At 71.7% G+C, this 22,533-nt stretch carries 25 protein-coding genes; 17 read left to right on the forward strand and 8 right to left on the reverse strand.

Annotation, left to right across the window (positions count from 1 at the left end; all coding sequences use genetic code 11):
* The first annotated feature begins 218 nt into the window (after positions 1 to 218).
* Positions 219 to 1,622, forward strand: coding sequence for a hypothetical protein (locus SMIR_RS30110; RefSeq protein ID WP_180362570.1), 1,404 nt, complete (start codon positions 219 to 221; stop codon positions 1,620 to 1,622).
* 34 nt (positions 1,623 to 1,656) lie between these two features.
* On the opposite strand, the gene SMIR_RS30115 is transcribed toward SMIR_RS30110, so the two are convergent.
* Both SMIR_RS30115 and ypfJ read right to left on the reverse strand, forming a co-directional pair.
* On the reverse strand, positions 1,657 to 2,070 hold the full coding sequence (locus SMIR_RS30115) for a VOC family protein (protein ID WP_168490364.1): 414 nt from the start codon (positions 2,068 to 2,070) through the stop codon (positions 1,657 to 1,659).
* Between the two features lie 147 nt (positions 2,071 to 2,217).
* Entirely contained in the window at positions 2,218 to 3,108 is an 891-nt protein-coding gene (gene ypfJ / locus SMIR_RS30120; protein ID WP_168490363.1) for a KPN_02809 family neutral zinc metallopeptidase, read from the reverse strand.
* A gap of 280 nt (positions 3,109 to 3,388) precedes the next feature.
* Between ypfJ and SMIR_RS30125 the strand changes: the two genes are divergently transcribed.
* The 4 genes from SMIR_RS30125 (at position 3,389) to SMIR_RS30140 (ending at position 7,439) form a co-directional block, all read left to right on the forward strand.
* Entirely contained in the window at positions 3,389 to 4,189 is an 801-nt protein-coding gene (locus SMIR_RS30125; RefSeq protein ID WP_212727611.1) for a PQQ-binding-like beta-propeller repeat protein, read from the forward strand.
* 91 nt (positions 4,190 to 4,280) lie between these two features.
* Entirely contained in the window at positions 4,281 to 5,879 is a 1,599-nt protein-coding gene (locus SMIR_RS30130; RefSeq protein ID WP_168490362.1) for an ABC-F family ATP-binding cassette domain-containing protein, read from the forward strand.
* Positions 5,880 to 6,267: 388 nt separating this feature from the next.
* Positions 6,268 to 6,489, forward strand: coding sequence for a helix-turn-helix domain-containing protein (locus SMIR_RS30135; protein ID WP_006123601.1), 222 nt, complete (start codon positions 6,268 to 6,270; stop codon positions 6,487 to 6,489).
* Positions 6,490 to 6,635: 146 nt separating this feature from the next.
* Positions 6,636 to 7,439 carry an enoyl-CoA hydratase/isomerase family protein gene (locus SMIR_RS30140; protein ID WP_168490361.1) on the forward strand — a complete coding sequence of 268 codons (804 nt, stop codon included), beginning with the start codon at positions 6,636 to 6,638 and terminating at the stop codon, positions 7,437 to 7,439.
* 11 nt (positions 7,440 to 7,450) lie between these two features.
* Here SMIR_RS30140 and SMIR_RS30145 read toward each other — a convergent pair whose 3' ends face one another.
* Positions 7,451 to 8,179, reverse strand: a complete 729-nt coding sequence (locus SMIR_RS30145; RefSeq protein ID WP_168490360.1) for a nucleopolyhedrovirus P10 family protein — start codon at positions 8,177 to 8,179, stop codon at positions 7,451 to 7,453.
* 86 nt (positions 8,180 to 8,265) lie between these two features.
* Here SMIR_RS30145 and SMIR_RS30150 point away from each other — a divergent pair, with 86 nt between their 5' ends.
* From SMIR_RS30150 to amaP, 5 genes are read left to right on the forward strand one after another with little or no spacing between them, the layout of a single operon-like run.
* Complete coding sequence (locus SMIR_RS30150; RefSeq protein ID WP_101405911.1) at positions 8,266 to 8,754, forward strand: Asp23/Gls24 family envelope stress response protein; 489 nt, start codon at positions 8,266 to 8,268, stop codon at positions 8,752 to 8,754.
* A gap of 60 nt (positions 8,755 to 8,814) precedes the next feature.
* Positions 8,815 to 9,000 carry a hypothetical protein gene (locus SMIR_RS30155; RefSeq protein ID WP_054232254.1) on the forward strand — a complete coding sequence of 62 codons (186 nt, stop codon included), beginning with the start codon at positions 8,815 to 8,817 and terminating at the stop codon, positions 8,998 to 9,000.
* Positions 8,997 to 9,380 (forward strand): Asp23/Gls24 family envelope stress response protein, encoded by a 384-nt coding sequence (locus SMIR_RS30160; RefSeq protein WP_422664474.1) that lies wholly within the window; start codon positions 8,997 to 8,999, stop codon positions 9,378 to 9,380. Before SMIR_RS30155 ends, SMIR_RS30160 begins: the two co-directional genes overlap by 4 nt.
* Positions 9,377 to 10,072 (forward strand): DUF6286 domain-containing protein, encoded by a 696-nt coding sequence (locus SMIR_RS30165; protein ID WP_168490358.1) that lies wholly within the window; start codon positions 9,377 to 9,379, stop codon positions 10,070 to 10,072. The genes SMIR_RS30160 and SMIR_RS30165 overlap by 4 nt, the downstream gene beginning before the upstream one ends.
* A complete protein-coding gene (gene amaP, locus SMIR_RS30170) occupies positions 10,069 to 10,656 on the forward strand; it encodes an alkaline shock response membrane anchor protein AmaP (RefSeq protein WP_168490357.1) in 588 nt (195 codons plus the stop codon). Before SMIR_RS30165 ends, amaP begins: the two co-directional genes overlap by 4 nt.
* Before the next feature lie 22 nt (positions 10,657 to 10,678).
* Here the strand turns inward: amaP and SMIR_RS30175 are convergent, their stop codons facing one another.
* The 5 genes from SMIR_RS30175 to SMIR_RS30195 all read right to left on the reverse strand — a co-directional run bounded on the left by SMIR_RS30175 (position 10,679) and on the right by SMIR_RS30195 (position 15,599).
* Entirely contained in the window at positions 10,679 to 11,434 is a 756-nt protein-coding gene (locus tag SMIR_RS30175) for an SDR family oxidoreductase (protein ID WP_168490356.1), read from the reverse strand.
* Positions 11,435 to 11,449: 15 nt separating this feature from the next.
* Positions 11,450 to 13,255, reverse strand: coding sequence for a glycoside hydrolase family 15 protein (locus tag SMIR_RS30180; RefSeq protein WP_168490355.1), 1,806 nt, complete (start codon positions 13,253 to 13,255; stop codon positions 11,450 to 11,452).
* 93 nt (positions 13,256 to 13,348) lie between these two features.
* Positions 13,349 to 14,140, reverse strand: coding sequence for an SURF1 family cytochrome oxidase biogenesis protein (locus SMIR_RS30185; protein WP_168490354.1), 792 nt, complete (start codon positions 14,138 to 14,140; stop codon positions 13,349 to 13,351).
* A gap of 93 nt (positions 14,141 to 14,233) precedes the next feature.
* A complete protein-coding gene (locus SMIR_RS30190; RefSeq protein WP_054232337.1) occupies positions 14,234 to 14,467 on the reverse strand; it encodes a metallothionein in 234 nt (77 codons plus the stop codon).
* A 112-nt stretch (positions 14,468 to 14,579) separates the two neighbouring features.
* On the reverse strand, positions 14,580 to 15,599 hold the full coding sequence (locus SMIR_RS30195) for a DEDDh family exonuclease (RefSeq protein ID WP_168490353.1): 1,020 nt from the start codon (positions 15,597 to 15,599) through the stop codon (positions 14,580 to 14,582).
* A gap of 251 nt (positions 15,600 to 15,850) precedes the next feature.
* On the opposite strand from SMIR_RS30195, the gene SMIR_RS30200 reads away from it, so the two are divergent.
* The 7 genes from SMIR_RS30200 to SMIR_RS30230 all read left to right on the forward strand — a co-directional run bounded on the left by SMIR_RS30200 (position 15,851) and on the right by SMIR_RS30230 (position 22,527).
* The gene (locus SMIR_RS30200; RefSeq protein WP_168490352.1) at positions 15,851 to 16,648 is read left to right on the forward strand and encodes an acetoacetate decarboxylase family protein; all 798 of its coding nucleotides are present in this window, start codon (positions 15,851 to 15,853) and stop codon (positions 16,646 to 16,648) included.
* A complete protein-coding gene (locus SMIR_RS30205; RefSeq protein WP_168490351.1) occupies positions 16,648 to 17,532 on the forward strand; it encodes an SDR family NAD(P)-dependent oxidoreductase in 885 nt (294 codons plus the stop codon). Before SMIR_RS30200 ends, SMIR_RS30205 begins: the two co-directional genes overlap by 1 nt.
* Before the next feature lie 11 nt (positions 17,533 to 17,543).
* Positions 17,544 to 18,827, forward strand: a complete 1,284-nt coding sequence (locus tag SMIR_RS30210) for an amidohydrolase family protein (RefSeq protein WP_212727612.1) — start codon at positions 17,544 to 17,546, stop codon at positions 18,825 to 18,827.
* A complete protein-coding gene (locus tag SMIR_RS30215; RefSeq protein WP_249938495.1) occupies positions 18,824 to 20,080 on the forward strand; it encodes an amidohydrolase family protein in 1,257 nt (418 codons plus the stop codon). Before SMIR_RS30210 ends, SMIR_RS30215 begins: the two co-directional genes overlap by 4 nt.
* Positions 20,081 to 20,104: 24 nt before the next feature.
* Entirely contained in the window at positions 20,105 to 20,815 is a 711-nt protein-coding gene (locus SMIR_RS30220) for a VIT1/CCC1 transporter family protein (protein WP_168490349.1), read from the forward strand.
* Positions 20,816 to 20,962: 147 nt separating this feature from the next.
* Complete coding sequence (locus tag SMIR_RS30225; RefSeq protein ID WP_168490348.1) at positions 20,963 to 21,835, forward strand: sterol desaturase family protein; 873 nt, start codon at positions 20,963 to 20,965, stop codon at positions 21,833 to 21,835.
* Positions 21,832 to 22,527, forward strand: a complete 696-nt coding sequence (locus SMIR_RS30230) for a lysoplasmalogenase (protein ID WP_212727613.1) — start codon at positions 21,832 to 21,834, stop codon at positions 22,525 to 22,527. Before SMIR_RS30225 ends, SMIR_RS30230 begins: the two co-directional genes overlap by 4 nt.
* Positions 22,528 to 22,533 lie beyond the last annotated feature (6 nt).

Consider the following 22,533-nt stretch of genomic DNA (forward strand, 5'->3'; position numbering starts at 1 on the left):
CCCTCCGGGCGGAGTCCCCACAGAGACCGCACAACCATTCCCCGCACGCCCTCGCGGCGGAGCCGCCCCCCAAGGCTTCCGGTTGGGCCCCGGTCAACTCGTGGAAGGCCTCGCTCACACGTGTCGAGCCCCCTCGGAACCCTGTCCATTGGCCACCCCTGTCGCCTGCTGTGACATTCCGTTTGGGTTTTCGGACCGTCAACCGGAAGACTGCACCCGTGACGTCCCGTAACCCGCGCGACTCCAGGCTCCGACTCGTCCGCTCGCGCCCCCTGGCTTCCGCCCCCCGAGCGGTGACCCAGCGCAGCTCGCGCCGACCCGCACCCCGGCCCCCCGAGGGCACCCCGCCGCCCGCGGAACTGGCCCGTATGGCCCGCACCGGCCTCGCCGCCGCGGCCCGTGTCGCCCGCTGGGCCGACGCCTCGCTCGGCCCGGGGAGCGACGGCGCGACCCCCGACGGCAAGGGCACGCTCGCCGACGCGACCGCCGAACGGGCCGCCGAGGAATTGGGCCTGACCCCGGCTCAGGTCCGCGCGGACTGGGACACCGCACGCCTCGCCGGCCTCGTCGAGGTGCACGGCGACATCGCCCGCCCCGGCTGGCGACTGCGCGCCTGGAACCGCGACGACAGCGCCGTCCTGCGCGGCTGGGTCGCCCTCTTCGACGCCTGGTCGCTCGCCCACCCCGAGCCGGCCGACCGCGAGGCGTCCGCCGTCGCCGAGGTCGTCTCCGCGATGCCCCAGGTGCTCTCCTTCCTTCAGCTCTCCGCCGGGCCCGTCCCCATGGAGCAGCTCCTCGACCTCCTCGAACAGCGCGTCACCGAACTGCGCACCGAGCGCTGCGAAATCCCCTACGGCCCCCAGCCGGAGCCCGCCCCGGAGGCCGCCGAGATCGCGGACGCCCCCCTCGCGCCCCTCCTCGACTGGGCCCTGCACGCGCTCGCCTCCGTCGGCGCGCTCACCTGCGCCGCGGGGCAGGCCACGCTCACCCCGCTCGGCAGCTGGGCGGTCTGGGTCAAGCTGGAGCAGATCTGCGTCGCAGCGCAGAGTCCCGCCGGGAACATCGAACAGCCCGCCTCGGACATGCTCCGAGGCTGCGCCCAGCTGCGCCCGAACGCGGCCCGCGCCGAGTACCGCGCCTGGCTCGCCGCCCGCCCCGTCGGCAGCGCCGTCACCGAACTCCTCGAAGCCGCCCGCGGCGAGGACGCCCTCACCCGCGGACTCGCCTTCGAGGCGCTGCGCGTGGTCGGCGCCCCCGCCGAGCCCGACGTGCGCGCCGTGGCCGACGAGTCCTGGCTGCGCCCCTACGCCCTGCTGTGGCTGGCCGAGCACGACGGCCACGACCCGGAGGACGCCCACGAGGTCCTCACCCGCGAAGAGTCCACCTGGCTCTGGGTCGACACCGCCGCCGCCGTCGCCGACCACGGTGAGGCGCCGCTCCTCGTGCGCCATCTGGAGTCCGCGGTGCAGCCCACCGTGCCCGCGCTGCTCGACGAGGTGCGCGCCGTCGGCCATCCCCGCACCGTCCAGGTCCTGGTCGCGCTCGCCGCCGCCCACCCGGACCCGGCCCTCGCCAAGGCCGTACGCCGCGCCGCCTTCCAGGTCCACACCGGAGGCAGCTAGGACCTGTCCTTCGGATCGGCCCCGCGCTCCCGGGTCAGTCCCGTATCTCCGGGGCGTACGTGCCGAAGCTCCAGATGTTGCCCTCGGCGTCCCGGGCCAGGTAGTCCCGCGAGCCGTAGTCCTGGTCGGTCGGGGGCATGACGATCTCGGCGCCGTGGTCCACGGCGCGCTGGTGGTGTGCGTCGACGTCGTCCACGACCACGTACACCCCCGCGGGGCCCGCGTCCTTCATCGCGCCGTCGAAGACGCCACCGCGGCCCTTGGAGCCGAGCATCACCGCGCCGTTGCCCTGGACCAGCTCGGCGTGCATCACCGTGCCGTCTTCACTCTCGTACACGGAGACCTCCGAGAAGCCGAAGGCCTCCGTGAGCTGCCTGATCGCCGCGTTCGCGTCCGAGTACAGCAGTGTCGGGTAGATGCTCGGGCGCCCGCCGTCCGTACCTGCCATGCCGATCACTCCCACCGGAACTCGTCCTGCTGGGCCGGAATGTCACCCGCTGCCCAGTCTCGCACCGGCCACTGACAACGCCCCGGAGAGCGGAAGCCGCCCGGCACGCGCCGCGTCCGCGGTCTTCCCTTCGTCGCGTCCGCGGTCTCAGCGGAAGGTGTTGCACTGCGCCATGTCGCCGGTGCGATAGCCCTGGTAGAACCACTGCTGGCGCTGCGCGGACGAGCCGTGCGTCCACGTCTCCGGGGTCACCCGGCCCTGGAACTCCTGCTGGATCCGGTCGTCGCCGACGGCGGCCGCCGCGTCCAGCCCGTCCCGGATGTCGGCCGGAGTGAGGTTCGTGATCAACGGCCTGCCCGTCGACGGGTCCTTCGTCGTCGTCGCGTGGTGCGCCCACACCCCGGCGTAGCAGTCCGCCTGCAACTCCACCTTCACCGAGTTGCTGTTCGCGCCCGCGACACCGCTCTGGGCCCTGCCCAGCGTCCCCATCAGGTCCTGCACGTGATGCCCGTACTCGTGCGCCACCACGTACGCCTGCGCGAACGGCCCACCGCTGGAACCGAACTTGGTCCGCAGGTCGTCGAAGAAGCCCAGGTCCAGATAGACCTTGCGGTCACCGGGACAGTAGAAGGGCCCGACCGCCGAGGTCGCGGTGCCGCACGCGGTGTTCACCCGCCCGCTGAAGAAGACGGTCGGCGAGCGCGTGTACGTACCGCCGCGCCGCGCGAACTCCTGCGCCCAGAAGTCCTGCACGCTGTTGACCACCGCCACCATCCGGCAGTCCTCCCTGGCGTTCGCGTCCCGCCCCGTCCGGCAGGTCTGCTTGATCTGGTCGAGCGAGGAAGTGGTCACCGCGGGCTGGTCGTTGCCGGAGGACAGCCCGAGCTGATCGGGCCCGACTCCGAAGAACAGCCCGAGGATCAGGGCGATCAGACCCGCGATGCCACCCCCGACGGTCGCCCTGCCACCAGGGATCCGACTGCCGCGCACATCCTGCACGTCGGAGGTGTCCAGGTCGGCGTCGTCGTCGAACTGCATGGGCACAACACCACCCTCTGCGTACGGCTTCGCACCTCGGCGTACGTCGCTCCGTGGCGCCATCCTCGTACGCCCTCACGGGTCCGGCCCCGGGCGGAGGGCCGAACAGGCGACACGCTCCCGCCGCCCGCCGTGTCCCGGCGGGCGTTCCCACCGCCCGCGCCTAGGCTCTCCGCCTGATCCATGCGCCTGATCCATGCGCCTGATCCATGCGCCTGATCCGTGCGCCTGAACGGCCGGGCAGGTCCCAGACGCGGCGAGTGGTGCAGATGGGGGCGAGATGATCGCTGTGCTGGTCGAGCCGGCGGAGGCGGCACGGTCCGCCCCGGCGACCACGGACCCCCCGGCCCCCCGGCTCCTTCCCCCCGCCGCCCGCCGCCGCGCCGCCCGCGCCCTGCTCCCCGTCGCCGTCGCCCTGCTGCTCACCGCGGCCCACGAAGCGCGCCCCGCGCCCTATGGAGACCGCCTCACCGCCCACACGCGCGTGGTGCACGGGCACGGGACACGACAGCCCCCGCTGCGCACCACGAAGGCCGCCGTCGAGGCCTACGACGGGGCGACCGGCCACCCCCGCTGGACCTACGCGCGAGAGGGCCGCCGTCCGGTGGCCGTGCTCCCCGCGCGCGGGCACGCGATCGCGCTGTGGGACGACGGACTGGTCACCGACACCGCGCGCGGCGACGGCAGCGCGGTGCGCTGGCACCGGGCCCTTCCCGGGGCCGCCGGGTGGCTCGCGGACCACGGGGCGAGCGGAGTGCTGCGGTCCCTGGGCGCCCGCATGCTCGCCGTCATCACCCCGCGGCGCGTCGCCGCCTACCGCATCGCCGACGGCGACCTGCGCTGGACCCTGCCCGCCCGGTACGGCTGCTCCTTCGCCCCCGAACGTGCGCTGCGTCACGGCGAGGCGCTCCTGATCGCACAGCCCTGCGCCACCGGCGACAGCTGGACCACCGAGCTCGTCGCCGTCGACGACCTGGGCAGAATCACCCCGCACCGTACGCCGCTGGTCAACGCGTGGCAGGGCGAGCGTCACAGTGCCGAACACGCTCACCCAGGGAAAGTGGTTGCACGGCCCCGTTAGACTTGGCCCATGGCCATTCTCCTCGCGCATTAGACGGCGGGAACGTCCTCAGCCGTCCACCCCGCCAACGACCCTGCCCTGGAGTCTGTCCGTGATCTCCGCCTCCGGTATCGAGCTGCGCGCCGGCGCCCGCATCCTCATCGAGTCCGCCACCTTCCGTATCACCAAGGGCGACCGCATCGGCCTGGTCGGCCGCAACGGCGCGGGCAAGACGACCCTGACCAAGGTGCTGGCCGGCGAGGGCATCCCCGCCTCCGGCACCGTCGCCCGCTCCGGCGAGGTCGGCTATCTGCCCCAGGACCCCCGCACCGGCGACCTCGACGTCCTCGCCACCGACCGCATCCTCTCCGCGCGCGGCCTGGACACCCTGATCCGCAAGATGCGGGAGAACGAACAGCGCATCGCGGGCGGCTCGGGCGCCACCCGCGAGAAGGCCATGCGGCAGTACGAGCGCCAGGAGACCGAGTTCCTCACCAAGGGCGGGTACTCCGCCGAGGCCGAGGCCGCCACCATCGCCGCCGCGCTCAACCTGCCCGACCGCGTGCTCGGCCAGCCCCTGCACACGCTCTCCGGCGGTCAGCGCCGCCGTGTCGAGCTGGCCCGCATCCTGTTCTCGGACGCCGACACGCTCCTGCTCGACGAGCCGACCAACCACCTCGACGCCGACTCGATCGTCTGGCTGCGCGACTACCTGAAGACCTACCGCGGCGGCTTCATCGTGATCTCCCACGACGTCGACCTCGTCGAGACGGTCGTCAACAAGGTCTTCTACCTGGACGCCAACCGCGCCCAGATCGACGTCTACAACATGGGCTGGAAGCTCTACCAGCAGCAGCGCGAGGCCGACGAGAAGCGCCGCAAGCGCGAACGGCAGAACGCCGAGAAGAAGGCCGCCGCACTGAACTCGCAGGCGGACAAGATGCGCGCCAAGGCCACCAAGACGGTGGCCGCGCAGAACATGGCCAAGCGTGCCGACAAGCTGCTTGCCGGCCTCGAGGCGGTCCGCGTCTCCGACAAGGTCGCCAAGCTGCGCTTCCCGGAGCCCGCGCCCTGCGGCAAGACCCCGCTGATGGCCGAGGGCCTGTCGAAGTCGTACGGCTCGCTGGAGATCTTCACCGATGTCGACCTGGCCATCGACAAGGGCTCGCGCGTGGTCATCCTGGGCCTCAACGGCGCCGGCAAGACGACCCTGCTGAAGCTGCTCGGCGGCGCCGAGCAGCCCGACACCGGTCAGGTCATAGAGGGCCACGGCCTCAAGCTCGGGTACTACGCGCAGGAGCACGAGACCCTCGACCCCGAGCGCACGGTCCTGGAGAACATGCGCTCCGCCGCCCCCGACCTCGACCTGGTCGAGGTCCGCAAGACGCTCGGCTCGTTCCTGTTCTCCGGCGACGACGTCGACAAGCCGGCCGGGGTCCTCTCCGGCGGCGAGAAGACCCGTCTCGCGCTGGCGACCCTCGTGGTCTCCTCCGCGAACGTCCTCCTCCTCGACGAGCCGACGAACAACCTCGACCCCGCCAGCCGCGAGGAGATCCTCGGCGCGCTGCGCACCTACAAGGGCGCCGTCGTCCTCGTCACCCACGACGAGGGCGCCGTCGAGGCGCTCCAGCCCGAGCGGATCATTCTGCTGCCGGACGGTGTCGAGGACCTGTGGGGCTCCGACTACGCGGACCTGGTGGCCCTCGCCTGAGCCCTCGTACGGCCTCCCGGACCGCCCCCGGGGCTGCCGTCAGCACGACGTGATCGAATGACTGATCCACTGCGTATGGATCATTCGGCCGATCCGTGATCCATCATCTGTGTGAGATCTCCTCGTACCGAGGTGTGTCCTACATCCATTTCGCGGCCGAGTCCTTTGTTCCCAAGGGCTCGGCCGTCTTGCGTCGCTGACCTGGCACTTCGCGGAAGAACCCGTTCGGTCGTACGGACAGAGCAGTGCGGACCCCATGATTCCGTTTGTGAGGACGGGCTCCTGTCGTCAAAACCGTGTCTCACGGACCTTGCCGAATGGGTGGCCATGAAGCCCTTGAGGGGTGATCATGAGAAGTCCAGAGCGCACTTCCCATGAGGAGGCACGGGTGGCCGAGACTCTGAAGAAGGGCAGCCGGGTAACCGGCGCCGCGCGCGACAAGCTCGCGGCAGACCTGAAGAAGAAGTACGACTCCGGTGCGAGCATTCGAGCGCTGGCCGAAGAAACCGGCCGTTCGTATGGCTTCGTGCACCGGATGCTCAGCGAGTCGGGCGTCACGCTGCGAGGGCGTGGCGGAGCGACGCGGGGCAAGAAGGCCGCCTCGGCCTGAGGCCGGGCGTCCCCATCGGCTTCGGTGGTGGCCACCCGGTCGGTCGGGTGATCGACCGGGTGGTTACTGTGCAGTCACTTAGGTGTGTTCCTCGTGTCCTTCACGAGGTCCGCGTCTGATCCGACCGCACCCATCGGAGGCAGCCCATGGCTTCGCTCGACAACGATCTTGACCCCGTACTCGACAAGGACGGCGTACGGCTCACCGTCGACGACGCGATCGCCACGGTGACGCTGACCAATCCGGCCAAGCGCAACGCCCAAAGTCCCGCTCTGTGGCGGGCGTTGACGGAGGCCGGCCGGTTGTTGCCGGGCACTGTCCGTGTGGTCGTGCTGCGTGCCGAGGGCCAGTCGTTCTCGGCCGGGCTCGACCGGCAGGCGTTCACGCCCGAGGGGTTCGACGGCGAGCCGTCGTTCATCGACCTCGCGCGCGGGGCCGACGCCGAGCTCGACGCGACCATCGCCGAGTACCAGGAGGCGTTCACCTGGTGGCGGCGCAGCGACGTCGTGTCCATCGCCGCCGTGCAGGGGCACGCCATCGGTGCGGGTTTCCAGTTGGCGCTCGCCTGTGACCTGCGCGTCGTCGCGGACGACGTGCAGTTCGCCATGCGCGAGACCAGCCTCGGGCTCGTTCCCGATCTGACGGGAACGCATCCGCTGGTGAGCCTGGTCGGATACGCCCGTGCGCTGGAAATCTGCGCCACGGGTCGCTTCGTTTCGGCCGAGGAGGCCGAGCGCACGGGGCTCTCCAATCTCGCGGTGCCTGTCGACCAGCTCGAGGATGCCGTGCGGGACCTCGCCGGTGCGGTGTTGGCCGCGCCTCGGGACGCGGTCGTCGAGACCAAGGCGTTGCTGCGGGGGGCGCAGGAGCGGACGTACGAGGAGCAGCGGGTCGCCGAGCGGGCGGCTCAGGCCCGGCGACTGCGGGACCTTGCCGGTCTGGGGGAGTGAGGTCGTCCTTGCTACTCGACGGAGGTCACCAGTGCCGTCACTGACGGGGTGTCCGGCAGGGCGTCCGCGACCGCTGTTCTGACGGCTCTTGCCACGTCCACTGTTCGCTCCGTCGCGGCGACCGCCAGCTCGACGCGGACGTGGCGGCGGGCGAGGGCGGGGTCCTTGCCGGGGACGTTCTCGATGTGCACCGGATGGCCCAGGACGTCCGTCAGGTGAAGTACCCCCGGCACGGACAGGGCGGCGGTGGCCGCCCGGGCCTCGTCGGGGGTCGTCGGTACGGCGGCCGGACGCGGGGCGGTGTGGCGTACGGCGGTCGGCGGCGCGGAGACATCCCCCAGCCCCGTCACCTTCAGGTCGATCTCCGTGACCGTCAGGCCGAGGGGTTCGGCCGCCTCGGCCAGAGTCACGCGCAGGCGGGCCGCGGTCGTGGGAAGCGGCTCGACCCCGGGGGCCGTCGGGTCCGCCTCGGCCGTGAACTCCGCGACGACACGCAGTGGGCCGGGCGGCAGCGCGCTGGGCGGCGGCGGTACGACGGGGTCGTGGACCAGGTCCGGGTCCGCGAGGGCGATCCGGAGCGTGCCGAGGCGGACACCGGGCACGCCGGCCGCCCCGCGCCGCAGGAACGCCTCGGCCGCCTCCTCGGCGATCCAGGCGCCGTCGCGCGGATGCCCGAGCGGGAGCAGGCGCCCGAGCCCGAGCTGCCGCCGTACTGCCTGCGTCCATCGATCCGCGGTCATTGCTCCAGCCTGCCGCATCCCTGGCGCGCGAGCCCGCGTCCGGACCTACTGTGGGCAAAGAGGACGACCGAAAGGGACGTACGGCGATGACCGACATGACGGAGCAGAACCGGACGGACAGCCCCGGGAGCGAGAAGGAAGCCCCGCAGAGCCGCAAGCCCGGGGTCACCAAGCGCGGCGGCGGTGATCCCGCCATGCGGGGGCGGACCACGATCGCCGACGGTGTCGTGGAGAAGATCGCCGGACTCGCCGCCCGGGACGTGCTCGGTGTCCATGCGATGGGCAGTGGGCTGAGCCGGACCTTCGGGGCCGTGCGCGACCGAGTGCCAGGGGGGTCCAAGTCCGTCTCACGAGGCGTCAAGGCCGAGGTCGGGGAGCTCCAGACCGCGCTCGACCTGGAGATCGTCGTCGAGTACGGCGTGTCGATCGGGGACGTCGCCCGCGCCGTCCGCGAGAACGTCATCGCGGCCGTGGAGCGCATGACGGGACTCGAGGTCGTCGAGGTCAACATCGCGGTGAGTGATGTGAAGCTTCCCGAGGAAGAAGATGAAGAGCCGGAGGCGCGGCTCCAGTGACCGGCCCGGCCGCGGGGCGGCCCACGACATCCCGGCCGTCGAACCGCTGAGGAGCGCACCATGAGCTTGGCCGTGATCGGCATGATCGCTGGAATGGCGCTGGGCTTCGCCGGGTACTTCGGGGGCTTCGGGGCCTTTCTGCTCGTGGCCGCCCTGGGTGCCGTCGGGTTCGTCGTCGGACGGTTCCTCGAAGGGGACCTGGACCTAGGTGACTTCTTCCGTCCTCGCGACGACCGGCGGCGGTGACGCCCGTGACCGCCCCGCTCGGTGACACCCGACGGCCCCCGACGGCCGTCGAGGCGGCCGAGCGCGGCGCGACCCGGATCGCCGACCGGGTCGTGGCGAAGATCGCCGCGCAGGCCGCCCGCGAGGCCCTGGACCCGCTGCCCCCGGACGCCGTACCCCCGCATGCGACGGTCGTCGTTCACCACGAAATCGCCCGCATCCGCGTCCACCTCGAGCTCGGCTACCCCTCCGACATCGCCGGCCGCTGCAACGCGGTGCGTCGACATGTCGCCGAGCGGGTAGACGCGTTGACGGGGATGGAAGTGCCGGAGGTGACGGTCCACGTCGAGCGGCTGCACCTGGTACCGGCGGCCGCCGCGGCACAGGGGAGGACGCGATGAGCGAGCCTCAGGGCTCCGAGAACACCACCCGACGCATGCCCGTCCTGGAGAAGACGGACGCGGGCAGCCCACCGGCCGAGGGCGAACTAGGCCAGTCCGCCTCCGCGGCCGACTACGACCCGCCGCCCGCCGTCGACGACGCGAACGGCGGGCAGGGCCGGTTCTGGTCGGTGCGCCGCGTCCCCGCGGGGATCGTCGCGCTGCTGGTCCTCGTGGGTGCGGGCGTCCTGCTGTACGACGTCGCGGCCGTACGTGCCCACCGGCCCGCCTCGCACTGGCGCAGGTCCCTCGCCCGGCAGCTCGCCGAACGGCCCCTCGACGACACCTGGGTGCTCGTCGGCGCCTGCCTCGCCGCGGCCCTCGGACTCTGGCTGATCGTCCTCGCGGTGACGCCGGGGCTGCGTGACGTCCTGCCGATGCGGCGCACTCATCCCGACGTGCGGGCCGGGCTGCACCGGGACGCCGCCGCGACGGCGCTGCGCGACCGGGCCATGGAGGTCTCCGGCGTGCGGTCGGTCCGGGTACGGATGGGGCGCAGGAAGGTCGACGTGCGGGCGGTCTCGCACTTCCGCGCACTCGACGACGTACGGGCCGACCTGGACGCCACGCTCGCCGACGGCATCCGGGGACTCGGGCTCGTCCGGCCGCCCGCCCTGTCGGTGCATGTCGCGCGCCAGGGCCGGAAGGGGTGAGGGCGGTGCTCAGGATCCTCAACCGTGTCCTGCTGGGAATCGTCGGGCTCGCGCTGCTGGTCCTCGGCGGCTCCGTGCTCGGCGTCGGACTGGGCGCCCGGCCGCCCTCCTGGTGGATCCACGACGGGCGGCACGACGTGCTGCTGAGCGCCGCCGAGCGGACCCGGTGGCGGGATCAGGGCTGGTGGTGGCCGACCGTCATCGCCACTCTCGCGGTCGTCGTCCTGCTCTGCCTGTGGTGGCTGTCGGCCGTACTGCGGCGGCGCCGGCTCGCGGAGGTGCTCGTCGACACCGGCGACGGCGAGGGGGCGCTGCTGCGCGGGCGGGCCCTGGAGGGCGTACTGGGCGACGAGGCGGGGCGGTTGGACGGTGTCGAACGAGCCCAGGTCCAGCTGACCGGGCGACGCGGCGCTCCCGGGACCCGGGTCCAGCTCCTGCTGGAGCCGCATGTCGACCCCGGGCACGCGCTGCATCTGCTGACGACGGAGGCCCTGGCGCACGCCCGGGACTCCGCGGGCCTTGCCGCGCTCCCCGCGGAGGTACGCCTCCGCAGGGTCAAGTACCGGGCGGAAAGGGTGAGTTAGTCCCTCAGGTGTCCGAGCGGACTCAGAACCCGCTCCGCACGCCGCCGTCCACCGGCATCATGATGCCCGTCAGATACGACGCGGCGGGCGAGAGCAGGAACGCCGCCGTGCGGCCGAACTCCTCCGGGGTGCCGTAGCGGCGCAGCGGAATCCGCGACTCGTTGGCCGCACGGGTGGCCTCCGGGTCGGCGGAGAGGCCGTCGAGCTCGCGCACGCGGTCCGTGTCGATGCGGGCCGGGAGCAGGCCCAGGACACGGATGCCGCGCGGTCCCAGTTCGTCGGCGAGGGACTTGGCGAAGCCCGCGAGACCGGGGCGCAGACCGTTGGAGATGGTCAGGCCCGGGATCGGCTCGTAGACCGAGCCGGAGAGCACGAAGCCGATGACGCCGCCCTCGCCGAGCTCCGCGGCGGCCGCGCGGGCCAGCCGGACCGCGCCCAGGAAGACGGACTCGAAGGCGGCCGTCCACTGCTCGTCCGTGTTGTCCGCGACGAACCCGGGCGGCGGGCCGCCGACGCTGATCAGGATGCCGTCGAAGCCGCCGAAGTGCGCGCGGGCCGCCGCGATCAGCCGGTCCGCGGCCCCCGGGTCGGAGTTGTCTGCGGCCACCCCGACCGCGTTCGGCCCGAGCGCGGACGCCGCGTCGGCGGCGGTCTTCTCGTCGCGCCCCGTGACGATCACCTTCGCGCCGTCGGCGGTGAGCTCGCGCGCGGTGGCGTTGCCCAGGCCACGGGTGGCTCCCGTGACGACGTACACACGGTCCTTCAGTCCAAGATCCATGGCCCCCATCCTCCCCTATCCGGTCGTCTCGACTCCTCCCGGATGCGCTTCACCGAACAGGTTGAAGGCGGTTCCCACCAGGCCGAGGTGGCTGAACGCCTGCGGGAAGTTGCCGAGCTGGCGGCGCGCGACAGGGTCGTACTCCTCGGACAGCAGCCCCACGTCGTTGGCCAGGCCGATCAGCCGTTCGAACAGCTCGCGGGCCTCCTTCGTACGGCCCGTCATGTGCAGCGCGTCCGCGAGCCAGAACGAGCAGACGAGGAAGGTGCCCTCGCCGCCCGGCAGCCCGTCGACGTCGACGCCCTCGTCGCTGTAGCGGCGCAGCAGGAAGCCGTCGCGTTCGAGCTCGGCGCGCACCGCGTCGATGGTGCCGACGACCCGGGGATCGTCGGGCGGCAGGAAACCGACGCGGGGGATGAGCAGCAGTGAGGCGTCCAGTTCGCGTGACCCGTAGGACTGCGTGAAGGTGTTGCGTTCGCTGTCGAAGCCGTGCTCGCACACCTCCTTGTGCACCTCTTCGCGCATCGTGCGCCAGCCCTCCAGGTCGCCGACGAGATCCGGTTCGCTCTCCAGTGCCCGGACGGCGCGGTCGGCGGCCACCCACGCCATCACCTTCGAGTACACGAAGTGCCGGCGCGGGCCGCGCACCTCCCAGATCCCCTCGTCCGGCTGCCGCCAGGCGGTCCGCAGGAACTCCATCAGGGCGCACTGCAGGCGCCACATGTGCGGCTTGGACGGCAGGCCCGAGCGCCGGGCCAGCGAGAGCGAGTCGATGACCTCGCCGTACACGTCCAGTTGGAGCTGCTTGACGGCCTCGTTGCCGATCCGGACCGGGTACGAGCCCGCGAAGCCGGGCAGCCACGACAGCTCGAACTCGGGCAGCCGGCGCTCACCGGAGAGGCCGTACATGATCTGCAGGTCCGCGGGGTCGCCCGCGACCGCGCGCAGCAGCCAGTCGCGCCAGGCCTCGGCCTCCTCGTGGTACCCGGCCGACAGGAGCGCGCCCAGGGTGAGGGTCGAGTCGCGCAGCCAGCAGTAGCGGTAGTCCCAGTTGCGGACGCCGCCGAGTTCCTCAGGGAGCGAGGTGGTGGGGGCGGCGACGATGCCGCCGGTCGGGGCGAAGGTGAGGGCCTTCAGGGTGATCAGGGAGCGCACGACGGCGTCCCGGTGCGGACCGTCGTAACGGCAGCGCGCCGCCCACGCCTGCCAGTCCTCGACGCTGGAGCGCAGTGCCTCGTACGGGTCGATGAGCGGCGGGCGTGACTGGTGCGAGGGATGCCAGGTCAGGACGAAGGCGACCTTCTCGCCCGCCTCCACGGTGAACTCCGAGTGCGTACGGAAGTCCTTGCCCCAGGTGCGTACCTCGGGTTCGCTGCGCAGCCACACCGAGTCCGGGCCCGCGACCGCCACCCGCTGGCCGTCCGCCCTGCGCACCCACGGCACGACGGAGCCGTAGTCGAAGCGCAGTTGCAGGGTGCTGTGGACCGTCACCCGGCCGCTGAGCCCTTCGACGACGCGGACGAGATCGGGGGCGTGCTCGCGCTGTGGCATGAAGTCGGTCACGCGGACCGCGCCCTCGTCCGTCTCCCATTCGGAGTCGAGCACCAGCGTGTCCGGCCGGTACGCCCGCCGGGTGCAGGGGCCCGCCCCCGTGGGTGAGATCCGCCAGCGGCCGTGGTTCTCGTCGCCGAGGATCGCGGCGAAGCAGGCGGCCGAGTCGAAGCGTGGCAGACAGAGCCAGTCGACGGACCCGTCCCGGCCCACCAGCGCGGCGGTCTGTTCGTCCCCGATGAGCGCGTAGTCCTCGATACGTGGGTGCACGTGGGGCGAGTTCCCGGCGAAGGCCGGGGCCAATCGGGTCGGGGGCCGACCGGGTGACACCGGTCGAGGAGGTACGGGCGCGGCGGGCGGGGGTCAGGCGGCCACCGTGGCCGCTTCCGGCGTGGTCGCGGAGGCGGCGGCCTCGGCCCGGTCGCGGCGCTCCCGGCGAACCAGGATCACCCAGCCCACCGGCACACCCGCGGAGAAGAGCCACCACTGGATCGCGTACGCCATGTGCGGACCGATGTCGTTGTGCTCGGGGTCGGGAATCAGCTCGGGGGAGTCGCCCCTGGGCGCGGGCGCGGTCTGCTCGATGTACCCGCCGAGGACCTGCTTGCCGAGGCTCTTGGCCTGCTGCGCGCTGTTGATCAGCATGACCTGGCGGTCGGGCAGGCCCTGGATGTTCTTGATGCCGCTGTCGCCGGTCGTCTCGTCGGGCATCAGCCGCCCGGTGACGGTGATCTCGCCCTTCGCGGGCGCCGGGATCTTCGGGAACGCGGTCTGCGAGCCGTTCGAGTCGATCCAGCCCCGGTTGACGATCAGCACCCGGCCGTCGTCCAGGTCGAAGGGGGTCAGGACGTGGTAGCCGACCTCGCCGTCGGCGTTGGTGCGGCGCCGCACGACGACCTCGTGCGCGGTGTCGAAGGTGCCCTTCGCGGTCACCCGGCGGTACAGGTCCGCGTGCTTGACGGGCTGCCCCGGCGCGGTGACCGACTCTGCGGGCACCGGCGTGGCCGTCAGCGACTGCGAGATCACCTTGTTCAGAGCGACCTTGTGCTCATGGCGGTGCAGCTGCCAGAAGCCCAGCTTGATCATCGTGGGGATGAGCAGGAGGGCCACGAGGGTGAGAATCACCCACTGCCGGGACAACAGGAAGCGGTACACCCCACGACCGTACAACTCGGTCGTGGGGCGTGTTCACGGGGGTGCGCGTCGCCCGGACGGCGACGTGTGCTCTCGGACCGTTCCGGTCGGCTCTCAGACCTTGTCGATGATGCCCACCTTGCCCTCCGCGCGGGCGCAGTGCGCGCCGCAGAACCAGTGGCCCTCGACCTCGACGCCCTGGCCGATGATCTGCACGCGACAGTGCTCGCAGATGGGGGCCATCCGGTGGATCGCGCAGGAGAAACAGTCGAAGACGTGCACCGCGCCCTGCGCGTGCACCTCGAAGGTCATGCCGTAGTCGTTGCCGCACACTTCGCATCTCGCCATGCGCCACAGGGTGAGGTGCCGACGCGGCGCGGGCGAGCGGGCGCCGGGCGAGTCGCCCGGCAATCACCCGTACGTCCGTCAGCGACCCCGGCCCCTCTGCGGCCCTCCGGGGTCACTTCTCCGAGGCCGGGGCCACGTCCCGCAGCAGCTGGCCGAACGCCGCCTCGTCGATCACCGGTGTCCCGAACTGTTTGGCCTTGACCACCTTGGACGTGCTGGAGTCCGGATCGTTGGTGACCAGCAGGCTGGTCAGCCGGGACAGGCTCGTCGCGACATGCAGGCCGGCCTCGACGGCACGGTCCTCCAGCAGCTCGCGGTCGACGGACGTGTCCCCGGAGAACGCGACCCGCATACCCTGCTTGAGCGGTTTGCCCGCTTCATAGCGTCCTGGGTTGGGATAGGGGCATGCGGGGCGTTTGCGTGAAGGCCGCCAACTCCCGGACGGATAGCCACCGGACGAATAACCGCCGGAGGAGTAACCGCCGGAACCGGACTGCCGTCCGATGCGCGGCGCCGCGGGGCTCTCGGACCACTCCTTGAGTGGCCGGCACTCCAGGAGCGGCAGCCGGATGCCGTCCCGCGCGGCGGCCCGCAGGCTCGGCCGGAACGCCTCGGCCAGCACGCGCGCGTCGTCCAGCGCGTGGTGCGCCCGCTGCTGTACGACACCGAAGTGCGCGGCCAGCGACTCCAGCTTGTGGTTGGGCAGCGGCAGGCCCAGCTCCTTGGAGAGCGCGATGGTGCACAGCCGCTGACGCACCGGCGCCTCACGCTGCGCGCGCGCGTACTCCCGCGCGATCATCGACCAGTCGAAGACCGCGTTGTGCGCCACGAGCACCCGGTCGGCGAGCCGGTCGGAGAACTCCTCGGCGATGTCCTGGAAGAGCGGCGCGCCTTCGAGCACGTCGGTCGTCAGACCGTGGATCCAGACCGGGCCCGGGTCCCGCTCCGGGTTGACCATCGTGTACCAGTGGTCCTCGACCTCGCCGCGCGCGTCCAGCCGGTAGACGGCGGCCGAGATTATCCGGTCGTCGCGGGCAAGGCCGGTGGTCTCCACGTCGACGACCGCGTACCCCTGCGGATACGCGGCCGGCCAGGGGGCTGGTGACGATGCGGTCGTCAGGTCTTCGAGCATGGTCACTGAGGATACGGGCCCTGACTGACAGTCCGGCCCCCACCTTCCCGGATCCGACGGACGGTCCGGCCCCCGGAGTTGACGCGGTCGGCGGGTGGCGGGGGTGCTTCGTGTGGCGCGGGTCACCGGTTGGTCCGGCCCGGCGCACGTCCCCGGGCGCATGGCTGACGCATGGCTATGGACCTTTCGACGGTGTCCTGCAAGCGTGCTCCGCGCCCCAGCAGGTAGCGCCTACGAAGGGCGGTACGGACATGGCACGAGTGAGGTACGGCGCACGGACCGAGGCGGAGATCGCCGCCGCGCGCACCGCGAGCGCCAAACTCCCCGACATCTGGTCCACCGGTGTGGTGGCCGTCTGGGAGAGCGATCCGGACGCGGTCGCGGCGGTCCTGCCACCCCCGCTCAAACCCACCGGGCGGCCCCTGGTCCGGGTGAACATCAGCAAGGTCGACCTGCCGGGTTATCCGCTCGGCGCGGGTTCGTTCGCCGTCGCCGCGGCGCACGACGGCGTCGAGGGCTGGTACCCGCTGGTCATGCCGATGACCCACGAGCGGGCGCTCATAGGCGGCCGCGAGGTCTTCGGGGAGCCCAAGAAGCTCGGCGAGGTGACCGTGGAACGCGACGGTCTCGTCGTACGGGCCGCACTCGCCCGGCACGGCATCGCGTTCGTCGAGGTGCGCGGCGCGGTGAGCGGTGACCTGCCGCTGCCCGAGCCCGCCCAGAAGACCGACTTCTACTTCAAGTTCCTTCCCGCGGTGGACGGTTCGGGCTTCGACGCCCACCCCGTGCTCGTGCACTGCGTGCGCAACGAGAAGGTGCGCAGGCTGGAGCGCGTCACCGGGGACGTCGTGCTGCGCGAGTCGATGTACGACCCGGTCGCCGACCTCCCCGTACGCGAACTGGTCGAGATCACCCTCGGCGAGAAGACCACCGACCAGACGGGCAGGGTGGTCGAACGCGTCAGCGCCCAGGCCCTGTTGCCGTACATCCATCAGCGCTACGACGATCCGCGGCAGATCCTCGACGGGCCGCCGGAAGGGAGCGCCTGATGGAGCTGCGGGCGGGACAGGTCGCCGTCGTCACCGGCGCGGCGAGCGGTATCGGGCTCGCGATGGCGCGCCGGTTCGCGGCGGACGGTCTGAAGGTGGTCCTCGCGGACGTCGAGGAGGGCGCCCTGGAGAAGGCCGCCGCCACGCTGCGGGAGGACGGGGCGCAGGTGCACGCGCGCGTGGTGGACGTCTCGGAGCGCGAACAGCTCGACGCGCTCGCCGCCGAGACGTACGAGAAGTACGGCGCCGCGCATGTCCTGTGCAACAACGCGGGGGTCGGCTCCGGCGCCGAGGGCCGCATGTGGGAGCACGATCCGAACGACTGGAAGTGGGCCTTCGCCGTCAACGTCTGGGGTGTCTTCCACGGCGTCCAGGCCTTCGTGCCGCGGATGATCGCCGCGGGAGAGCCGGGCCACGTCGTCAACACCTCGTCCGGCGACGGCGGGATCGCCCCGCTGCCGACCGCCTCCGTGTACGCCGTCACCAAGGCGGCCGTCGTGACGATGACCGAGTCCCTGTACGCGCATCTCAAGGCGGAGCACGCGCGCGTGGGGGCGTCCGTGCTCTTCCCCGGGCCCCACATGCTCCGTACCGGCCTGTGGGAGTCGCACCGCAACCGGCCCGAGCGCTACGCGAAACAGCGCCCCAGGAAGACCCCGTACCGCAGCCTCGACCAGTGGGAGGCCGCGATGAAGGAGGCGGGGCAGGAGGTGCGGTTCACGCCGGTGGAGGAGGTCGCCGACCTGGTGGCGGACGGCATCCGGGAGGGCCGGTTCTGGCTGCTGCCCGCGAGCGAGCACAGCGACCGGCAGATCCGGGCGAGGTCGCAGTCGATGCTCGACCGGGCCGACCCGTCGTACCTAGAGCACTTCATCCTGGACTGAGGAGGCGGGCGATGACCGACCGGGACCCCTATCTGATCATCTCCTCCGACTGCCATGCCGGGCTCCCCACCGAGGAGTACCGGCCCTACCTGGACTCCCGGTTCCACCGGGACTTCGACGAGTTCCTCGCGGGCCAGGGCCGGCGCCGCGAGGAGATGAACCGGCTCGGCATCCGCAACGAGGCGTTCGCGGACCGCTGGTTCCAGGACAACGAGGAGGGCCTGCGCGGCGGTTGGGACACCGCGCAGCGTCTCAAGGAGCTGGACGGCGACGGTGTGGCAGGGGAGGTGGTCTTCCCGGACGCCGACGCCGTGGACAGCCGCACGGCGGCCCCCTTCGGCGTGGGCCTCGGCCTCTCCGGCGACCACGACCCGCAGCTCGGGATGGCGGGCGCGCAGGCCCACAACCGCTGGCTGGCGGAGTTCGTCGGGCAGAACCCCGAACGGCACTGCGGGGTCGCCCTGTTGCCGATCACGGCGTCCCCCGACGCGGTCGTCGCCGAGGTGTACCGCGCCAAGGAGTCGGGACTCGGTGCCCTGATGATCCCCGCCATGTGGGTCGACAAGGAGCCTTACCACGACCGCCGTTACGACCCCGTGTGGGCGGCCGCCGCCGAGTGCGGGATGCCGGTGGTCACGCACTCGGGCGCGGCGCCGCGCCACGAGTACGGCGACTACCTGGGGATCTACGTCTCCGAAGTCACCTGGTGGCCCGCGCGCCCCCTGTGGTTCCTGCTCTGGTCGGGCGTCTTCGAACGTCACCCGGGGCTGAAGTTCGGGGTGGCCGAGTCGGGTTGCTGGTGGCTGCCGAACCTCCTCTGGTTCATGGACCGCCTTTACCTGGGCGCGCACGGCGGCAAGAAGCTGTCGCCCTTCGCCGAGCTCGAGCGGCCCCCGCACGAGTACCTCGACCGGCAGCTCTTCATCTGCGCGACGAACACCAAGCGCCGCGAACTCGCCCAGCGCTACGAGATCGGAGTCGACAACATCCTCTGGGGCAGCGACTTCCCGCACCCCGAGGGAACCTGGCCCGACACACGCGCGTGGCTGCGGCGCACCTTCCACGACATCCCGGTCGCGGAGACCCGCCGCATGCTCGGCCTCGCGGCAGCCGAGGTCTTCGGCTTCGACGTCGAGCACCTGGCCCCGCTCGCCCGGCGCATCGGCCCGACCCCGGCCGACCTCGGCCAGAGCGACGACCAGACGGCCGTGGCGGCGTCCTGGGCACGCTCGCGCGAGGTGGGCCGCCACTGGCTGACCGACCACGACTTCCCGGTCCTGGGGGCGACGCCGTGAGCGCCCCCACGAACGACTCCGTGACCGACCGCTACACCGTGATCTCGGCGGACTGCCACGCCGGAGCGGACCTCCTGGACTACCGGCCCTACCTGGCGAAGGATCACCACGAGGTGTTCGACGCGTGGGCGGCCGGCTACGTCAATCCGTACGAGGACCTGCTCGCCGACACCGCCGACAAGAACTGGAACTCCGCACGGCGCCTGGCGGAGCTGGAGGAGGACGGCATCGTCGCGGAGGTGGTGTTCCCCAACACCATCCCGCCCTTCTTCCCGTCGGCCGCCCTGATGGCGCCGGCCCCCACCGCCGAGGAGTTCGAACGGCGCTGGGCGGGCCTGCGCGCCCACAACCGCTGGCTCGCGGACTTCTGCGCGGCCGCGCCGGGCCGCCGCGCGGGTGTCTTCCAGATCCTCCTGAACGACGTGGCGGAGGCGGTGAAGGAGATCAGATGGGCCTCCCGGGCGGGCCTCAGGGGCGGCCTGCTGCTCCCCGGCACCCCACCGGGCTCGGGACTGCCCGAGCTGTACTCGTCGACGTACGACCCGATCTGGGCGGTCTGTGAGGAGCTCGGCGTCCCCGTGAACCACCACGCGGGCTCGGCGTCCCCGCCACTGGGCGAGGAACCGGCGGCCCGCGCGGTCTTCATGGTCGAGACGACCTGGTTCTCCCACCGCGCGCTCTGGCACCTCATCTTCGGCGGCGCCTTCCGCCGCCATCCCGGCCTGAAGCTGGTGCTGACCGAGCAGGGCTCGGGCTGGATCCCCGGGGTGCTCGACATGCTGGACTACTACCACGGGAGGCTGTCGGCGGTGGCGAGGAGGACGAAGCGGTCGACGGCGGAGTCGAAGTTCGGCGCGGGACTCGCCGAGTCGATGGGCAAGGGCCCCTCGGACGTCTGGCGGGACAACTGCTTCGTCGGCGCGAGCTTCATGCGCCCGCACGAGGTGCCGCTGCGGGCGCGGATCGGCGTCGACAAGATCATGTGGGGCAGCGACTACCCGCACGACGAGGGCACCTACCCCTACTCGCGGGAGGGCCTGCGCTGCGCGTACGCGGGCGTGCCGCGCGAGGAGGTCGCCGCGATGGTCGGCGGGAACGCCGCCCGGGTCTACGGCTTCGACCTCGACGCCCTGGATCCCCTCGCGGCGAAGGTGGGACCGGCCGTGGCGGAACTGGCCGAACCGCTGACGCGGCCCCCGGCGGACGCGACGAGCCCGGTGTTCGCGCGGGGAGCGTCAGTACGCGTCTGGTGACGCGCCAGGTGGCATCCTCCCCGTGTGACGGTACCCACGCACGACGAGGCCCACGAAGGCACCCTCGGCTCCCGCCTGAACTGGCTGCGGGCCGCGGTGCTGGGCGCCAACGACGGCATCGTTTCCACCGCGGGCCTCGTCGTCGGCGTGGCCGGCGCCACGGACGACCGCTCCGCGCTGCTCACGGCGGGCCTCGCCGGGCTGCTGGCCGGGTCCATGTCGATGGCGGCGGGCGAGTACGTCTCGGTCTCCACCCAACTGGACTCCGAGAAGGCCGCCCTGGCGCTGGAGCGACGCGAACTGCGCGAACAGCCGGCCGCCGAGCTCGAGGAGCTGACCGAACTCCTGGAGCAGCGCGGCCTGACCCGCGAGGTGGCCCGCGAGGCGGCGGAGCAGCTCACGGAACGCGACGCCCTGAGGGCCCACGCACGCGTGGAACTCGGCATCGACCCCGACGACCTCACCAACCCCTGGCACGCGGCCTGGGCGAGCTTCCTCTCCTTCACCGTGGGTGCCCTTCTTCCCCTCCTCGCCATCGTCCTGCCACCGGAAGCCTGGCGCCTGGGTGTCACCGTGCTCTCGGTACTGGCCGCCCTGGTCCTCACCGGCTGGCTGAGCGCCCGCCTGGGCTCGGCGAATCCGAGCCGCGCGGTACTGCGGAACGTGGGCGGGGGAGCGCTGGCGATGGGGGTCACGTATGCGGCGGGGGTGCTGTTGGGGGCGGCGGGGGTGTGACGAGCGCCGAGCGGACATCCGACGAGCATCGGTCCGGACCTGTCGGCGTCCTTGGCGGAGATCACCAATAAGCAAGCGCGTACCCCCGGTAATACTTGTGGGTAACAACGTCTAGCCGTGGCCGAGCTGCGGTTCTACGGTGCACCCATGCCGAACCTGCCCGATGTCGTGCTGTGGTCGATACCCGCCTTTGTGCTGCTCACCGTGATCGAGATGGTGAGCGTCCGGATCCATCCGGACGACGATGCCGCGGGGTACGAGGCGAAGGATGCCGCGACGAGCGTCGGCATGGGGCTTGGGAGTCTCGTCTTCGACTTCCTGTGGAAGATCCCGATCGTCGCGATCTATACGGCGATCTATGAACTCACGCCGCTGCGGGTGCCCGTCCTGTGGTGGACCGTTCCGCTGATGCTGCTGGGGCAGGACTTCTTCTACTACTGGTCGCATCGCGGCCACCACGTCATCCGCGTCCTGTGGGCCTGCCACGTGGTCCACCACTCCAGCCGGAAGTTCAACCTCACCACCGCGCTGCGCCAGCCCTGGACGACCTGGACGGTCTGGCCCTTCTACGTGCCGCTGATCGCCCTCGGCGTGCACCCCGCCGCGCTGGCGTTCTGTTCGTCGGCGAACCTCGTCTACCAGTTCTGGATTCACACGGAGCGGATAGACAAGATGCCCCGTTGGTTCGAGTTCGTGTTCAACACGCCCTCCCACCACCGGGTCCACCACGCCTCCCAGGGCGGCTACCTGGACCGCAACTTCGGCGGGATCCTCATCGTCTGGGACCGGCTCTTCGGGTCCTTCGTCGCCGAGACCGAGCGGCCCGTCTACGGGCTCACCAAGAACATCGCCACGTACAACCCCCTGCGCGTCGCCACCCACGAGTACGCCGCCATCGCCAGGGACCTGAAGGCGGCGACCGGCTGGCGCGAGCGGGCGGGGCGGGTCTTTTGCGGGCCCGGCTGGCAGCCGACGCCGAAGTCCGCGGGGAGCAAGCCGGTCACGGAGCCCGTCGCGTGAGCCCACGGCACGCGCGCGTGCTGCTCGTCTCCTTCGGCGTGGCCGCTGCCGTGGACCTCGTTTCCCTGGCCGTCGGGTTCACCCCGGGGCACCTGGTCGCCAAGCCGCTTCTGATGCCCCTGCTCGCCGCCCACGCGGTCGTACGCGGCGGACCGAGGCTCCTGGTGGCCGCCCTGCTCTGCGGCTGGGGCGGCGACGTACTGCTGCTGTCCGACGCCGACCCGGCCTTCCTCGTGGGGATGGCCTCCTTCGCGGCCGGTCACGTCTGCTACCTCCTGCTCTTCAGAAGGCCGGATTCGCCACGTCTCCCTCCACACGTGCGTGGGCCGTCCGCCTGGCTCGTCGGCGCGTATGTCCTCGCCCTCGTCGTCACCGTCACCCTCCTGTGGCCCGATCTGCCCGCCGGCCTCCGTATCCCCGTCGCCGGCTACAGCCTGCTGCTGACCGCGATGGCGGCCGGAAGCACCCGGCTCGGGCCCGTCGCGGGCGTGGGCGGGGCGCTCTTCCTGCTGTCCGACACCCTCATCGCCACCGGCGTCGCCGACTGGCCGCAGCTCCCGAGGCCGGACTTCTGGATCATGCTGACCTATGCCGCCGCCCAGTTCCTGCTGGTCAGCGGAGTGCAGGGCACCCTCGGCGCGCATACCGCAGCGAGGGCGGCGTACGGTGGGATGCGCTCAACCACCCCCTGAGCGCAT

The sequence above is a fragment of the Streptomyces mirabilis genome, from assembly GCF_018310535.1.
In the GTDB taxonomy this organism is placed as follows: domain Bacteria; phylum Actinomycetota; class Actinomycetes; order Streptomycetales; family Streptomycetaceae; genus Streptomyces.

Excerpts from the sequence above, each read along its gene's own strand:
- SMIR_RS30145 (WP_168490360.1), bottom strand. The coding sequence starts at position 8,179 with ATGACCGCGGATCGATGGACGCAGGCAGTACGGCGGCAGCTCGGGCTC.
- SMIR_RS30200 (WP_168490352.1), top strand. The coding sequence starts at position 15,851 with ATGGCACGAGTGAGGTACGGCGCACGGACCGAGGCGGAGATCGCCGCC.
- SMIR_RS30155 (WP_054232254.1), top strand. The coding sequence starts at position 8,815 with ATGAGCTTGGCCGTGATCGGCATGATCGCTGGAATGGCGCTGGGCTTC.
- SMIR_RS30205 (WP_168490351.1), top strand. The coding sequence starts at position 16,648 with ATGGAGCTGCGGGCGGGACAGGTCGCCGTCGTCACCGGCGCGGCGAGC.
- SMIR_RS30225 (WP_168490348.1), top strand. The coding sequence starts at position 20,963 with ATGCCGAACCTGCCCGATGTCGTGCTGTGGTCGATACCCGCCTTTGTG.
- SMIR_RS30195 (WP_168490353.1), bottom strand. The coding sequence starts at position 15,599 with ATGCTCGAAGACCTGACGACCGCATCGTCACCAGCCCCCTGGCCGGCC.
- SMIR_RS30190 (WP_054232337.1), bottom strand. The coding sequence starts at position 14,467 with ATGGCGAGATGCGAAGTGTGCGGCAACGACTACGGCATGACCTTCGAG.
- SMIR_RS30140 (WP_168490361.1), top strand. The coding sequence starts at position 6,636 with ATGGCTTCGCTCGACAACGATCTTGACCCCGTACTCGACAAGGACGGC.
- ypfJ (WP_168490363.1), bottom strand. The coding sequence starts at position 3,108 with ATGCAGTTCGACGACGACGCCGACCTGGACACCTCCGACGTGCAGGAT.
- SMIR_RS30175 (WP_168490356.1), bottom strand. The coding sequence starts at position 11,434 with ATGGATCTTGGACTGAAGGACCGTGTGTACGTCGTCACGGGAGCCACC.
- SMIR_RS30165 (WP_168490358.1), top strand. The coding sequence starts at position 9,377 with ATGAGCGAGCCTCAGGGCTCCGAGAACACCACCCGACGCATGCCCGTC.
- SMIR_RS30210 (WP_212727612.1), top strand. The coding sequence starts at position 17,544 with ATGACCGACCGGGACCCCTATCTGATCATCTCCTCCGACTGCCATGCC.
- SMIR_RS30125 (WP_212727611.1), top strand. The coding sequence starts at position 3,389 with ATGATCGCTGTGCTGGTCGAGCCGGCGGAGGCGGCACGGTCCGCCCCG.
- SMIR_RS30150 (WP_101405911.1), top strand. The coding sequence starts at position 8,266 with ATGACCGACATGACGGAGCAGAACCGGACGGACAGCCCCGGGAGCGAG.
- SMIR_RS30115 (WP_168490364.1), bottom strand. The coding sequence starts at position 2,070 with ATGGCAGGTACGGACGGCGGGCGCCCGAGCATCTACCCGACACTGCTG.